Source organism: Lunatimonas salinarum (assembly GCF_017811155.1).
Taxonomy (GTDB): Bacteria; Bacteroidota; Bacteroidia; order Cytophagales; family Cyclobacteriaceae; genus Lunatimonas; species Lunatimonas salinarum.
Genome location: NZ_JACVCV010000013.1, coordinates 96,258 through 111,662, shown reverse-complemented (window position 1 = coordinate 111,662; position 15,405 = coordinate 96,258). Strand labels below are relative to the sequence as shown.

Here is a 15,405-nt window from a genome sequence, read left to right as displayed (position 1 = left end):
TTAAATTTAACGCTAGGCAAATCCCCCTATAGAAATTAAAAGGTGCTAAAGAGTTAGGCGAAAAAACAGGCAAGGCCAAAGTATCCGAAGAAAAACTTTAACCCTGCCCATTTTACAATCAATCTCACAATAGGTCAATACCTTCAGCTTACCATCCTGGATTTTGGCTCAAATTGGTGTTCAGGGTAAGCTCGTTTGTGGGAAGCGGCATCAAATAATCTCTTTGGGGATCAAATCCAAAGGTACTGCCAGGACCGCTTAGCGCATTCTGATAGGGATCAAAGAAGCCGGCCTGATTTCGAGGAACAGCAGGAGCTACAGAAATTAACTCCGGAGTGGCGAAGGTCCCCACAAACCTGGTTCCCGTCCAGTAATTATGTGCTCTCCAGCGCATGAGGTCGTCAAATCGGAATCCCTCTGCAAACAATTCCACGGTACGTTCCCTTCTAATTTCATGGAGAACGTCTGATATCGCGTAGCCATAGTTTGGCCAATTCGGATCCGGAGTGATATTATTAATCATCAAATGAGGCATTCCTACACGATCTCTAATCCTATTGATCGTTTTGTCCACATCCCCCTGAGTCAGGGTACCTAATTCCGCTTTGGCTTCCGCATAGATCAACATAGCCTCCGGCAATCGCATGAAAATGTAATCCACGTTGTGATTTTGAATTCCTACTGCTGGGTCAACCAAGATGTGTCTGAATTTCTGCGATTCCATACCGGTACCGGAATTCAGTACATCCGGGCGTTCGAAAAAGACCGTATCGGTACCCTGAATCCGTATGATGTCCCCTGGAACCATAAAGGATTGTGCGAGGCGTGGATCTCTGTTTACTTCCAGTACATCCAACGTAGCATCTCCTTCGAAATTTGGGCTAACGGCAATAGGCAACCCATCACTGCTAAGGAAAAACCTCGAAGCCTCATGGGTATACCCGTAGGCATTTGGCCAGTTCCACAATTGATTTCCGAAGGTATTCCCGTGAGTTTCTCGGTCGTAATGCTTGTAGAAAATCACCTCTGGTACACCCGCATAGTTGGTTCTATTGAACAACTCGGCATAAACCCTGCTGGTATCACCCATTACGAGGGAGAAATTTCCCCCATCGATGATCTCCAATGCTGCATCAGCCGCCTGCTGCAAATAGGCTCGTCCGTCCGTTTGGCCTTCGAATACCGTGCCGTTGTGGTATTTTTCCCAAGTACCTTCGTATAAGCAGGCACGTGCTTTGAACATCAGCGCAATGTCCTTACTCAGACGGGTACCCGGTGTAGCCAACTGATGACTATGACGCATTTTGGAAATAGCTTCCTCCAGATCGCTAAGGATGAAGTTAAATACTTCTGTACGGTTATTTCGCGCCGCGTAGAGGATATCCTCATCTTCTTCATTGACTGGTCTGGTAATAATCGGAAGATCTCCAAAGCTCTTCATCATCTCAAAATAAAACCAGGCACGGAAAAAATGTCCTTCACCGATATAGTGGTCGGTCATGTTGGTGCGTTCCTCCACCCTATCCACATTATCCAAGAAGTAGTTGATGTTTCGGATATTTACCCAGCTCCATCCACCTCCAGAAGCGGGAACGTTGATCGCACCGTCCAAACGTGGGGTCCAACTTGATCCAAACACATTGATTGCCGGCAAGGCAATGTCCGTTCCCCGATCCTTGGTAGGAGCTGAGCCACCGCCAGATGGTGGCCAGCCGTCGAAACTATCATAGAAGGTGTTGAGAAACAGCTCCATGTCGCCGGTGGAATTCCAAAACTCCGGATCGGAAATCTGATCCAAGGGAACTCGATTGAGGAAATCGTCATCGCAGGAATACAGCGTGGTTCCTACGAGGAGTATAATGATATAAAATATTCTTTTCATGTTTTTTTGCTTTATTGGTGAGCTTCTACACAAGCACTTGAAGCAGCGCAATGTAGTAGACTTGGCTACTTGAGATTACGCTGGTTAGAAGTTCAGGTTAATACCGGCAGATATCGTTTTACTCAACGGATAGGCATCTCCTGCACCATACCATCTACCAGCAAGTGCCTCTGGATCAAAGAACATCAAATTAGAGAACGTTAAGAGGTTTTCACCTGATACATATACCCTTGCATTGCTAAGCAACACCTTTTTAGCAATGTGCTTGGGGATGGAGTATCCTACCTGTAGGTTTTTCAATCTCAGGTAAGCAGCATTCTGCATCAGGTGATCGGTAGGCCTGCCATAGTTCTTTTGATTTTCTCCGAAGAATTGAGCGTATGGACGCGGAAAATACGCATCGTAGTTGGCTCCCAATGCACTGGACTCGTCTCTCCAGTAATCCATGTGACCTTCTAGCACGTTATTGTGCATAGGCCCTGCAGCGGGGCCTCTAAATACCGCACTCTGTCCGAAGCTCCAATCTCTCTTGGCAACACCTTGGAAAAACACGGAAAAATCGAAGTTCTTCCAGCTGGCTCCTAAATTTAAGCCGTAGGTATAGCGAGGGGTGGTATTTCCAAGAATGGCCAAATCACCTGGATTTTCCAAGGTATTGTCCCCAATATTGATCCTACCATCTCCGTTCAGGTCCTTGTATCGGAAATCACCCGGTCTCCAGATACCTGGATAGATAAAACTTTGATCAACACTTTCGTTGATTTCAGCCTGCGATTGGTAGTGGCCATCGTAACGGAATCCCCAAACTTCACCCATATCCTGGCCTATGTAATAGGTAGATAACAGGCCTGTTGGGTTGGTATAATTCACCACTATGCTCTGGTAGTCGGCTAGTTGACCTCGGATCTGATAGTTAAAGTCTGATCCGATCGCACCTTTGTAGCCAAATTCAAATTCCCAGCCTCTTGTTCTAATTTCGCCTTCGTTTCGCTTAGGTACGGTAGTTCCCAATACAGCGGGAAGCGGCCGACCCGGAGATACCAGGTCCTTGGTTCTGGTTTCATACACCTCAAAGGTAAAATCCAATTGGTTATTTAACAGCGCCACATCCAAACCAAGGTTGGTAGTAGCCACCGTTTCCCAAGAAAGGTTCACGCTATTAAGGTTGGGAGCACCCACAGCCCAAGCACGCTCGTTACCAAACAGCCACTGATTGGTCTGACGAATAGGCAGGGTAGGCACGTACAGGTAATTTGCCACATCTTGATTTCCGAGACGTCCATAAGAACCGCGGAACTTCACCAATTCAACTACACTGGAGGATGGGAAAAATCCCTCTTCTGAGATAATCCAACCTGCTGATGCAGATGGAAATACACCTCGTCTCCGGCTTGGCTCAAACCTAGAAGAACCATCCTGACGCACATTGACTTCTAACAAATACTTTTTATTGAAAATATAATTCAACCGGGAGAAAAGACTCTGAGTGCTCCAGTGACCTATCGCATCGCTCACCAATTGATCCCCCACCGAGGTACTGATGGACGGAACTGCATCGCTCAGCATGAAGAAGCTACGTGCGAACATATTGCTGTAGTTCCATATCTCGTGCTGATACCCCACCATCACCTGAATATCATGCTTCCCAAACTCTCTTGCATAAGAAGAGTAAATATTGGGTGAAAAATAGGTGTTTCGGATCAAGTCATTTTCATAGCGAGTGGCTTGTCTGCTCTGTGGCTCCAAGGCTATTTCGCCATCAGGTCTAACCCACGGCCACTGTTGGGCTGAGCGAGTGTCCTCTATCTGATCCATCGTAAAGTTTAGCTGAGCCGTGGTCACCCATCCCTTGATCGGCTCGATGTTGATTTTTGGAGAAAGGACAACTTGATTGCTTTGGATCTTTTGTCGCATTTTTCTCCATTCTTCCACTCGGGTTTGCATGGTCCAAATATCCGAATCGGGATACTTAGCTGGAGTTCCAAACTTGATCTTACCAATCCAGTTCATGTACCAAGCACGCCCAAAGTCACCATTCCAGGGAAAATCCTCACTTTCGGACTTATACTTGGTCAAAAACTCGATATTCATCCAGGGCATTACTTTGGCGGCTACCTTAGCGTCCACGTTAAATCGGCTAAAAGACTCATCTCCAAATCGCAGCAATCCATCTTCGCTGTAGTAACCAGTGGATAAATAATAGTTCACATTTTCATTTCCTCCCGAAATTGCGATGTTATGCTTGGTTCTCAGTGACCGATCACGCATGATCAAATCAGAGATCCCGTCATTGGCCACGCCAAAAGTACCCGTGTTTAAGATATTCCAATCATTCACACCAGGTCTAGGGAGCATTCCAGGAGCACTTCCCGGATTCGCAAGGTTCTGCTCCAGGCGGGCAATCGCCTCGGCTGGGTAGGGTGGTGTACCTCCAAAGTTCGTATTCGCATCATTTAGCGCATGCGCCCAATCTGTTCCGCCCTGCAATCTTGGCCAAATGGTGGGTGTGCTGAAGCCAACATTGTTGGAATAAGAAATCCGTGAACCGGTGGTTCCTCTTTTGGTGGTAATCAGAATGACGCCATATGCGGCACGAGCTCCGTAAATTGAGGTGGAAGCCACATCCTTCAATACCGAAACCGACTCAATGTCGTTGGGGTCAATGTCGTTGATGTTCATGGGTACACCGTCCACCAATACAAATGGCGCTGTGCTTCCTTCAAAAGAGGCCAACCCCCGGATACTCATGGCCATATCGGCACCAGGCTCACCACCTGCATTATTTGGTTGGATCACCAGGTTACTGACCAAGCCCTGTAATGCCTGTTGAACGTTCGTAACCGGTCGATTTGCCATGTCTTCACCGCTAGCTGTAGATACCGCACCGGTAAGATTGATCTTCTTTTGCGTTCCGTATCCAACTACCACAATCTCGTCCAAACCCGAAAGTTCCGATTTTAGGATCACGTCAATGGTGGATCTGTTGCCTACCGGAACCTGCTGGGATTGGAACCCGATAAACGAAAATACCAATGTGGCGTTATCGGGCACAGTGATGGCATAAATTCCGTCTATATCGGTGACCGCACCAATCGTCGATCCCAACACCGTGACGGTGGCGCCTGGCAGCGCCTCGCCCTCCTCGTCCGTCACCTTTCCAGAAACACGGATGTCTATAGCTTCTCTCGCCACATCCCTTTTTCTACTGGCACGTTCGGTAGCCTTTTTGGAAGGCCGGTCATCATTGTCATTATATGGATTGACATCTCCGTAAGCCATAGGCCCGACAGCAAACGCCAACAACCATACCATTGCAGTTAAACGGAGTAGCCTGGCATTCAATCGCCAAGACTTTCCATCCGTTAATAGGTAAGTAGAAGGTTTTCTCATATTACTAGATGTATAAATTTATGAATGGATAAATGTAAAGATTTCAATATGCCCGTTATTACAAGATATTAGCCATTTTGTATGCTATTTTGCCTGTGTCCAAAAGCACCATAGGTAAGAAAATGAATTTGAAGAAAGCCCAACAAAATATTATGAAAAAAAAGTTAAATTCACTGAAATTAAAATATAATATGCTCGTAAAAATATAACTTTTAAAAAATATTATTCTGAAAAAGTCAAACAAAAATCAACCTACCCAGCTGAATAACTTATGACCACCTTATACCATGGGTTCCAATAACAATGCATCATTGGTTTAAAAAAGTGCCTTCATACCGCTCTAGCAAATGATCGTTGGTTTGACGCATATTTCTGTGCAATTGGCTTTTCAGGCGTGCGACAAGCTCGGCATATTTCGGATCATCTATCAGGTTAATCAGCGCATCCGGATCCGCCTTCAGATCATACAACTCCTCTGGCACTCGGTATTCGTAGTGTCTTAATCGCTCGTAAACGAAGGCATCCGAAGCAGCTCCTTCTTTCATCGCCGCATACGTCCGGCCGCTAGCGGCATCCCCCCGGATTTGATGCTCCCCGTCACTCCAAAAATTGACAATGTAGCCAAAATCACCCTCCTGCACACCGCGCATCGGATAATCGATACCAGCAAAAATCCGATGAAACTCCGTAAATACCATCGTCCGGTTACTTTGGGTTCTACCTTCTAGAAGCGGTAAAAACGATTTTCCATCCATTCCTTCTACCTCCGGCAAGCGTAGGGCGTGCAATATTGTAGGCATGTAGTCTATACCGGAGATAAAATGGGCATCATCCACCCTACCTGCTTTGATGCTGTTTGGCCAGGATACAATCCAAGGCGTTTTGTTGCTGTTCAGGTAGCAGTTGGACTTGGCAAATGGCAGCGCCATCCCGTTGTCACTCAGAAACATGACCAGGGTATTTTCCCGCTGTCCGGACTCTTCCAAAGCCAGAAGGATGGCACCGACGGTCTGGTCCAAGCGGTAAACGGAGGTGTAATACTCGGCGATCTCTCGGCGTACTTCAGGCAAATCCGGTAAAAAAGCCGGCACGGTGACCTCTTCCGGTGTAATTTCCCGGGTAAAAACCGGCAGGTCCGCCCCCCACGCATTTTTTTCTTGATCACTGCCAGCAAAAGGCCGGTGGGGGTCGTGGCTATTCGCCATTAGAAAAAAGGGCTTGCCCTCCCGTTCAGCTTTTTGGATAAACTCTTTGGTAAAGCTATAGAACAGCTTCGGGTCTCTTCCAATCCCCCAGCCGGACGCCAGGTCTCCCTCGGTAACAAAGTAATCCCAAAAAAACCTGTTAGTCGGCTTAAGGTGAATTTCCTTGCCCAATATCCCATTTAGGTAGCCGGCGTGATGCAATTGTTCTGTCAGGGTGGGTACACCGTCCTTTATCGGTTCAAAACCTAAGGAACCATTGGTGCGGGGATACCTCCCGGTCATGATTGACTGACGCGAAGGCTGGCACACGGCAATATTTACATAGCCGCGATTAAACCGGATACCTCCTGCTGCCAGCTTGTCCAAATTTGGCGTGATATTTTCCACCTCGCATCCATAGGCCCCAACGGAATTATAATTTAGGTCGTCTGCCGTAATCAGCAGGACATTGGTAGGTTTGTACACCTGCGATGTGTTTTCGGGTGCAGAACAAGCCAAAAAAAGAACGCAACAAGAAAAAAGAACGCACCAGGTAATTCGCGATATATACATAAAGACTAATTAATTAATCGGCTACTATTTGAACACCAGATGTTATACCTATTTGCGGCATAAAACAAGCCATCTATACCTATATTCAGCGGTATGAAGGCAATTTCCGCTAACCAGACACAACCACTTTATAGCTTCCTCCCTCAAGCTTAAATCTCCCAGGAACAGAAGGATCGGTCATCGAAGGCCGGAAAGCCTTCCCATCCTTGGTGATCGAAAGGCCCTGGGATGCCTTCATATCCAAGGAAACTGAAGCCACACTTCCCACGGGTATTGTTAAATCGTACAAGATGGAATTTCCGGGTTCCCTTCGCCAGTTGGACACGATATCGCCATAGGGAGATCTGTACGAACAGGAAACAGAATCCAATCCTGTGGGCGTCCTCGGTGCCAAAACAAATTCTTTGAAACCGGGCTGATCGGGGTTCGGTCTTATTCCGCCCAGCCACCTATAATACCATTCCGTTACCGTGCCAAACATAGGATGACAGTTCGTAAACACATTGTCGCTCTCCTTCCAAGTCTCCCAGATCGTCGTAGCTCCTCTGCTGATCATATGTCCCCAGCCGGGATACTGGGTACTATTAACAATGGCATAAACCTGATCAATTGGCGTATGTTCAGAAAGGGTTTCCAAGGCGTACTTAGTTCCAAATATGCCGGTATTGAAGTGTCCTGATGGACCATTCTTTACGGCCTGCACCAAAGAATCCCTTGCTACAGCCACTTCGTCTTCGGGGATAATCCGATGAAAAAGCAGCGTAGAAAACAGGGTCTGCCTATTTATCTTTTCAGTAACAGGCTTATCCCAAAACTCCGCTTTGATCATCCCCCTCAACTTATCTGCCAGTGCTGTAAACCGTTGCTCATTCTCCTTATCCCCCATCAGGGATGCAAAGGTCTCCATGATCTCTGCACACTGTAGGTAATGGGCTGTACCGGTCAGTTGAACAGGTACCGGTTCAAGGGATTCGTGATCACTCAGACCACTGTCCACCAACCCCTCTGGATGAATCCTAGCTACCTTATCCATCCATTGCAGGTTATTTTCGTACAGCTCATGTACCAGATCGGTCTCATCATAGTACAGATACAAATAGTACTGTGTGATCAGGTAGGCGGATTCCCAGCTAATCCCACAATATTTGATACCCGCAAAGGGCGCAGTATCTACAAAGATCGAATCATTCATGGCATCTACCCAATCATAGACCGTCTTTCGGTAAAAATCCCGCATGTCGAAATTGTAGATAAAGGACTCAGCGGTGGCGTTCAAGTCACCACCATAGCCAAACTTTTCCCTCACGGCGCAGTCCGATTGCACGCTGATGAGATTCGACAGGAAGGTTCGCCGGGTTGCGTCCTGAATTTGGTTTAACAGGGGATTCGAACTGGTAAAATGACTTTCTCTTTCCACATTGGTATGAAAGTACAGACCCACGACATCAGTTAAATGCGGAGGCTTCTGCAATCCGACTATTTCCATGTACCGAAACGTATGATACGTAAAATCAGGACTAAACCAGGTAGGTTCTGTATCGACTACGTAGCTGCTTGTTTGCCAGGCTATCGCAGGTGCACCGGGTCCCCCGATCCCCGGCCGCTTGATTTGGCCAACCACCGTTGTCATGGGGTTCAACGTCCCGTCTTCGTACAGCCGTTCCCCAAACCGCACCGTAATGGTGTCACCGGCATTTCCGGCTAGCCGTATTTTATAGGTTCCGGTAAAATTTACCCCCATGTCCACGATATACACATCCTTTTCGATCTCATTTATGGATTTTGGACGAATCTCCTCGGTTACCTGTACCGGCGGAAAAAATGCCGCCTGGAGTTGCCCTCCCGGACCCTCTCCTACCTGCGCCGAACTCCAGTCCGTATCGTTAAAACCCGGCCTGTCCCATCCTGGCACTTCCATCCTCTTGTCATATAGGACACCCAAATACACACTGTTTTTGATCAATGGGCCATAGGAATACTTCCAGGACTCGTCCGTACTAATTTCCTTGGTTTTCCCATTAGGGTAATAAAGAACCAGTCTTGCGATAAAGGTTGGTTTGCCTACGTTCAAGTCTTCCCGGGGATTTCTCCTCCCCCATTTCCTCATCGGAAGTGGATTGTAAAACCCGTTGCCCAAGCTTACTCCTAGGCAGTTTGCCCCCTCTTGAATCTGAGTAGAAAGGTCGTATTCCGCATAATAAATCCGCTTGGTATAATCTGTCCAAGCGGGATCGAGGATGTTTTTGCCGATAGCCTCGCCATTCAGCGTCGCCTTGTAATAGCCGGCCGCGGTAATAAAAAGTTTGGCGCTATCAAATTGGCTTTCTACCCCAAACTCTTTTCGAAAGAGTGGTGCTGGGTTGGGCAGGTAGAAAAGTGAATCTTCGGTAGGCAGCTCCTTTTCTACCTGTATCCATTTCGCCCCTACCGATTCACACAATCCGCAATCCGCTTGTTTGGGATTTTCCGTACAGGAAACGAAGGCCACACACGCAATTAATAAAATACTGTTTTTAAAGGCTCTTACCATATTTTCCGATTAGATTAGCACCCTTTATTCGTAGAGGGTTTAAATTGAGGGGAAAAGCCACCGGTTTTTGCTCCGTATGTATTTTGCCTGATTCAATTTTTTAAGGCACTAAATATCGGGCTTTGCAAACGCCGATTCCTCCATCATCTTAGCAAAAAGGCATGGTATTTTAACCTCCTTGAACAGAAATTTACTGGAAAGGCACACCTTCTCCAAAAAGGTCCGCTCATTGACACAGGGAATAGAGAAAGCCCTGATTGTTTAAGGAATAAGAGCAATAAAATTCTTCCCGTTCGACCATTGCCATCGGCAAAAGGGTGAATTGCTTCAAACTGATAGTGCATAAGGGCCATTTTGATCAAAGGGCCAAAGGATTCATCATCATTGATGAATTTTTCCCACGCTGCTAATTTTTGCCTGATCACATCTTCCCCGCCGGGTGGTGTATAAATTACCTCACCATTTGTATTTGATAGTGTAGTACCAGGAGTGTTTCTGATACCAGCTGTATTCCCTTTTATGGTTTGAACCAATTCTATGCAAAGATTGGCGTAATAAATGGTCTTGATTCAAATCATTCTAGGATTGGGTGGATTAGCTGAGAATCGTTTCCACATGGCGCTCTTCTTCCATTCAACGCTTGATAAAACCGGTGATTGGTTTATCTGCAAATGCGATCTGGAATTGTGTTATACATCCCAGATATAAAAACCGTGACTAGTGAAGTCGAGGCATGGCAAAACAACCGGAACAATAAAAACAAGCTGTGTCTGACCCATGACCTATTTATGGAGTCGAACGTCCATTAAAAATTCTAGCTGGAAGTTGTACTGTCAACCAGTGATTAAACTGGAATTACTTACCGCCAAAAAATAATTCTTTGTAACCTATTCATCTAGGGAAACAAAAACCATTCGTTCTTCTTCCTTTTCACCATACAGGAACAGCTTGTTTTTTTCCATTTGGAAATTTTTCGCTGAACGCAAGCCTTCTAAAAACCTAATTTCAAAACTCAGCACGGGATAGGTAGTACTGGCAAGACTAGGAATTGACCTTATCCCGCTTTCGGGTATGACAAAAGTGATGCCTTCCTCACCAACTTGGTAACAACCCTGCAAATGGTAACTAAAACTAATGGCGTCAAAATAGACAGATTCATTACACTGCTTGCGATCTTGGGAAAGATTCAAGATGACTTGATACAAATTGTCATAATCCTCTCCAGTTAAAGCAAAATCAGCAATACGCGCCAAACAGGTAAGGTTATCCAGTCGACCAGAATGAATGTCTTGAAAGCCGGCAAATTCCCATTTTCCGGCTAGTTCGTATTCACCTTCCTTTTCCGATAGGTCAAAATCACAAATGTTTCTTCCGCTTCCTTGGACTGGAGGAGAAGGGGAAGTAGGAGGAGCAGGAATAGCGGGTTCCTCAGGGTAAATTGGATCTCCTGGGGAAACACAGGCCGTAACAGCTATAAAAAGCAAAAAACACAACCTGTTTTCCATAATTCCGGGAGGCTACTTTTGAAAGATGATCTTCTTGCCTTTCTACTGCATTAAATAAGGTGCTTTTTCCATAAAAGTACAACAAATTCAATACTTTTTCAAATAGATCTGCCAAGCCACCAACCTGTTGAATATATCTTGCTTGAATTTGGTACCTTTAGTATAAACGTAATTGTTAAATTAATAATGCAATCCCATGAGACTTCTACTTATGCAACAGCTACTTTAGAATCATGTTTTCTCTGGGCAGCAGACAGAAACATCCATCCCGATGTATACAACACAATGCACAGCACCACCCATTTGAGAATTAACAGGGGCAGGGATTTGACCACAAATGCAGCTAGAAAAACACCAAAGATACCGGCGATCGTAAGCGAAATGGCAACTTTCCTATCATAGGCTCCTTGCTTGACAAATCTTGCTCCGCCTGCTGCCATTAACATGCCCGTTGCGGTCATCATGATGGGGAAGGCTGTAAGTGGATGCATGCCGAGCGCATAAACCATCGCCATACAGGGCGCATAAAACCCGACTCCGATGGTTTGCAAAGCCCCAAAAACAAAACTCATCCCCACAATAAGCGCCAATTTCCACCCCGTTAGCCCGATGGCTTCCCCTCCGACCGGCATCCAATCCAAAAACCCGGCTATCATGATCAGAGCAACGGCCAATAAGCCGGAACCTAATCCGATCTGAATTTTACGTCGCGACATCTTGGACACCATACCGGCTCCCAAAATGGCTCCCAAGGGTGCAGCCGTGGACATGGTGATCAGGGTAATTGGATCTACTTCGACCACGGTCATAAATATAAACGCTTGGGTTACCGTAGGAATGGTATTGCCTGCGTTCATGGTTCCTGGAATTAGCCGGTCATCGACCAATTTAAAAAACTTAAAGATGGCTGTCTGCTGCGCAAAACTCCCGATCCCAAGGGTGTCAAAAAAATTGGTGATAAATCCAGTTCCCAAAAGCCCAGACCAGGGCTTACCGGAAAACATCTTCCGGTGTCTAAAGACATCGGAAAAGTAGTAGAACCCAAACGAACCGGTCATGAAGGCCAAAATTATCTTTAGAATAATACTCATCTTTTATCCTTTGGTAAAACTCATACTAACAAATTAAATCCTCATATTTGAATAGCTTTACACCCCCAATCATACCTATCTCCTAACCGGCCACTCAACTACCCCTACCCTATCGGCCCAAGCTTGGTATTGATGGATCATGGCCTGAAGGACCTCGGGATATGCATCTGCCAAATTATGCTGCTCCGTGCGATCGGTTTCCATATCGTAAAGCTCCCACGCAAAGCTTGGACCTCTGCGCTCAACCAATTTCCACTTGCCGTCCCGAAAACCTCTGTTTCCCTCGTGCTCCCATCCAATGGGCATTCGCTGGAAGGTTTGATTCTTAAAAACAGGTACTAAACTGTGCCCCTCCATCGGAGTGATTGTCTCACCCTTATATTCGGTAGGATAAACCCCGCCGGCCACTTCCAGTAGCGTCGGCATGATATCCACAATATGTCCAAGATGATCGGAAACCCTCGATGCCTCTTTAATACCCGCAGGCCAAAAGGCAATGAGTGGTGTAGAAATCCCCCCTTCGTGAATGTAGTGTTTATACAGCCTGAACGGCGTATTGCTCACGCTGGCCCATTCGGCCGAATAGCTCATGTAGGTATTCTCCGGTCCCGGAAAAACTGTTACATCGTTGCCACGCAGCAAGGGGGACCCATCCCGTTGGGTATCCGGAAAATGCAACGAACGGGGCCATCGATCGGTTAGTACCTCGTGGCAACCGCCATTGTCCTGTAAAAAGAGGATCAACGTATTTTCCAGCTGATTGGTCTCTTCCAACGCCCGAATGACCTTCCCAATGCCCTGATCCATCCGATCCACCATGGCCGCATACACCTCCATACAGGCAGCCCACCAAGCCTTATCTGCCGCTTCGTCCCAGGTTGGGATTTCCGGGTCTCTTCCTTCCATGTTCCAATCCGGATGGATTAAGCCCAGCTGCTTCATTTTCGCGATGCGCTCTTCACGAATCCGATCCCAACCACCATCGTACCTACCTTTGTACTTTTCAATATCTTCAGGCAGGGCGTGAAGCGGCCAATGGGGAGCTGTGTAGGAAATGTAGCCAAAGAAAGGCTTCCTATTTCCTGCCTCTGCCTGTTCCCTAATAACGGAAACTGCGTAGTCACTGATCGCATCGGTATAATAAAAATCCTCCGGAGCATCGACCGGCGTATTATTCAAGGTAAGTGTGGACGGATTATAATAGCTGCCCGCCCCATGGATGGTTCCAAAAAAACGGTCAAACCCCCGTTGCAGCGGCCAATTGTGCTTCGAAGTATGAATACGCTGATCTTCTGAAAGCCAGGTATGCCAAGTGTCCACGTGCTTGGTCACATGCCATTTTCCCGACACAAAGGTTTCATAACCAGACGATTTCAGGGATTCCCCAAGCGTGACACACTGTGCGTTTAAATCTCCTCGGTAGCCGGGTAAACCCAGGTCATTCGTCATATCTCCCATTCCTGCTTGATGCGGATACAAACCTGTAAGCAACGATGCCCTCGTAGGGCAGCAGCGGGCCGCATTGTAAAATTGGGTGAATTTAATACCCTCCTGCGCCAGCCTGTCCAGATTGGGGGTATTGATCTCACTACCGAAACTCCCTAGATCGGAGTACCCCATGTCATCCGCCATGATCAGTAGGATATTGGGTCTCTGCCGGCCAAAGACCGAAAAAGGCGACAAAAAGACCGAAAAAGGCGACAATACGAGAAGAAAGAAAACCAACCTGGTATACATCATATTTACTGAGTAACTGAAAGCTTACACTGAACTAAGTTCTTGAACCGTTTCAATCATTATATTCCCCTAAAACCCTTCAAACCATTCGGTTTCAAAAATCTGTCTCATTGCCGATAGTCGATCGCTATAGGCAGGTTCGTTGGTAAAATGGGTGGTTTCGTAGGGATCTGTCTCTAAATCCATCAGACGCTCTTCAAATCCCGCCATATCGTAACGGACATACTTAAGCCCGTCCGCGTGCAACACGGCCCTACTGAGCTCTCCTTCAATTCCCAAGGTCTTCCGCCACGTCGGGTCTTTCCCCTCAAATAGGGGCTTCAAACTCATCCCTCGGGGATCTGCAACCGCTTCTACCCCCGCATATTCAGCCACTGTAGGCAGCAAATCCAAACCCAAGGAAATCAGGTGCTGCTCATCTACCTGGCCGGGTGCAATCTTCCCTTTCCACATTGCTGCGAAGGGAACTTTGACGGATTCTTCGTACAGTACATTCTTGTGTTCCAGCTTATGGGAACCATCGTTGTCCCCATGATCGCTGGAAAAAATCACCAGGGTATTTTCTTCCTTTCCACTCTCTTTTAAGGCATCTAAAATCACCTGCACCTGCGCATCAGCCATCTCCGTCAGACGCGCATAGGCCCACCGGTGCATACGCCACTGTTCCTCGGTATACTCCTCCCTCGCCCCACGGCGAAACGACCGGGGATCCCTATCCAAAAATACGCTTATCGCTTTTGCCTCGTCCTCCTGAATTTCAAAGTTGGGTGGCAATGGAGGGCAATAATGGGCAAAAAAAGTATCCCTATCCACACCATCGGGCAGTTCCATGGCCCTGTCCAAGGCTTCCAAAGCCGGTGCTGCATTGCGCTGCAAACGTCGTAAAGACACCGAATCTGCAAAATCCCGGATGGCCATGTAGCATATATCGTGTGGGTTGATGAGAGAAACCATCATAAAATAGGGCTTTGAACGATTACCCTGGATAAATTCGGCCGCCCGAGCGGCCAACTCTTCTCTTCCATCTTCTGTGAGGACCTGGAAACCGAGTGATTCGGGATGCAGGGGTGCAGGAAAATGCTGCTTACCTCCGAAAACCAACTCATAACCCGCCTGCTTCAGGTACGCAGGCAAAGTGGTATCCAAAACCTCTTGGTCAATATCTGTAATGTTCACAGACGTCCCGTTATTTCGGACCTGTTGGCCGTTCTTGTCTGAAAAATAGCCCGGAAACCTCCCCGTCAGCATGCTTACCCGAGAGGGGGAACAAACCGGATTCGTCACATAGGCACGGGTAAACCGAATGCCATTGTGGGCGATATAATCCATAGCCGGAGTTTGGATATAGGTATTCCCCGAAGAGCTCATCATGCTTTCGCTTTGCTGGTCGGTCACTATAAAAATGATATTGGGAGGCTTTTGTTCCTTTTGGCAGGCCGAAATAACAAAAAGCATCAATAACCCAACCAATCGTACTCCTAGTAGTTGCATGATCTTTCATTCAATGTGTAGC

The 15,405-nt window shown here is 46.9% G+C and carries 9 protein-coding genes; all 9 read right to left on the bottom strand.

Translation table 11 applies throughout. The features are described from left to right. Nucleotides 1–148: 148 nt before the first annotated feature. The 9 genes from IAQ59_RS15900 to IAQ59_RS15860 all read right to left on the bottom strand — a co-directional run bounded on the left by IAQ59_RS15900 (nt 149) and on the right by IAQ59_RS15860 (nt 15,383). Complete coding sequence (locus IAQ59_RS15900) at nt 149–1,882, bottom strand: RagB/SusD family nutrient uptake outer membrane protein (RefSeq protein ID WP_209331822.1); 1,734 nt, start codon at nt 1,880–1,882, stop codon at nt 149–151. An 84-nt stretch (nt 1,883–1,966) separates the two neighbouring features. Beyond that, complete coding sequence (locus IAQ59_RS15895) at nt 1,967–5,272, bottom strand: SusC/RagA family TonB-linked outer membrane protein (protein WP_209331821.1); 3,306 nt, start codon at nt 5,270–5,272, stop codon at nt 1,967–1,969. Nucleotides 5,273–5,580: 308 nt separating this feature from the next. After that, nucleotides 5,581–6,942 (bottom strand): sulfatase family protein, encoded by a 1,362-nt coding sequence (locus IAQ59_RS15890; protein WP_209331820.1) that lies wholly within the window; start codon nt 6,940–6,942, stop codon nt 5,581–5,583. Between the two features lie 196 nt (nt 6,943–7,138). Further along, nucleotides 7,139–9,559, bottom strand: coding sequence for a family 78 glycoside hydrolase catalytic domain (locus IAQ59_RS15885; protein WP_209331819.1), 2,421 nt, complete (start codon nt 9,557–9,559; stop codon nt 7,139–7,141). Nucleotides 9,560–9,702: 143 nt separating this feature from the next. Further along, complete coding sequence (locus tag IAQ59_RS22525; protein WP_280867856.1) at nt 9,703–10,092, bottom strand: Fic family protein; 390 nt, start codon at nt 10,090–10,092, stop codon at nt 9,703–9,705. A gap of 354 nt (nt 10,093–10,446) precedes the next feature. After that, on the bottom strand, nt 10,447–11,043 hold the full coding sequence (locus tag IAQ59_RS15875) for an META domain-containing protein (protein WP_209331818.1): 597 nt from the start codon (nt 11,041–11,043) through the stop codon (nt 10,447–10,449). Between the two features lie 230 nt (nt 11,044–11,273). Further along, nucleotides 11,274–12,155, bottom strand: a complete 882-nt coding sequence (locus tag IAQ59_RS15870) for a sulfite exporter TauE/SafE family protein (RefSeq protein ID WP_209331817.1) — start codon at nt 12,153–12,155, stop codon at nt 11,274–11,276. Nucleotides 12,156–12,230: 75 nt separating this feature from the next. After that, nucleotides 12,231–13,895: an arylsulfatase gene (locus tag IAQ59_RS15865; RefSeq protein ID WP_245189643.1), complete on the bottom strand. Its 1,665-nt coding sequence runs from the start codon at nt 13,893–13,895 to the stop codon at nt 12,231–12,233. Between the two features lie 66 nt (nt 13,896–13,961). After that, on the bottom strand, nt 13,962–15,383 hold the full coding sequence (locus tag IAQ59_RS15860) for a sulfatase family protein (RefSeq protein ID WP_209331816.1): 1,422 nt from the start codon (nt 15,381–15,383) through the stop codon (nt 13,962–13,964). Nucleotides 15,384–15,405 lie beyond the last annotated feature (22 nt).

What these genes read in the sequence shown, in the direction of transcription:
- IAQ59_RS15900 (WP_209331822.1), bottom strand. Translation starts at nt 1,882, where the DNA reads ATGAAAAGAATATTTTATATCATTATACTCCTCGTAGGAACCACGCTG.
- IAQ59_RS15895 (WP_209331821.1), bottom strand. Translation starts at nt 5,272, where the DNA reads ATGAGAAAACCTTCTACTTACCTATTAACGGATGGAAAGTCTTGGCGA.
- IAQ59_RS15885 (WP_209331819.1), bottom strand. Translation starts at nt 9,559, where the DNA reads ATGGTAAGAGCCTTTAAAAACAGTATTTTATTAATTGCGTGTGTGGCC.
- IAQ59_RS15870 (WP_209331817.1), bottom strand. Translation starts at nt 12,155, where the DNA reads ATGAGTATTATTCTAAAGATAATTTTGGCCTTCATGACCGGTTCGTTT.
- IAQ59_RS15865 (WP_245189643.1), bottom strand. Translation starts at nt 13,895, where the DNA reads ATGATGTATACCAGGTTGGTTTTCTTTCTTCTCGTATTGTCGCCTTTT.
- IAQ59_RS15860 (WP_209331816.1), bottom strand. Translation starts at nt 15,383, where the DNA reads ATGCAACTACTAGGAGTACGATTGGTTGGGTTATTGATGCTTTTTGTT.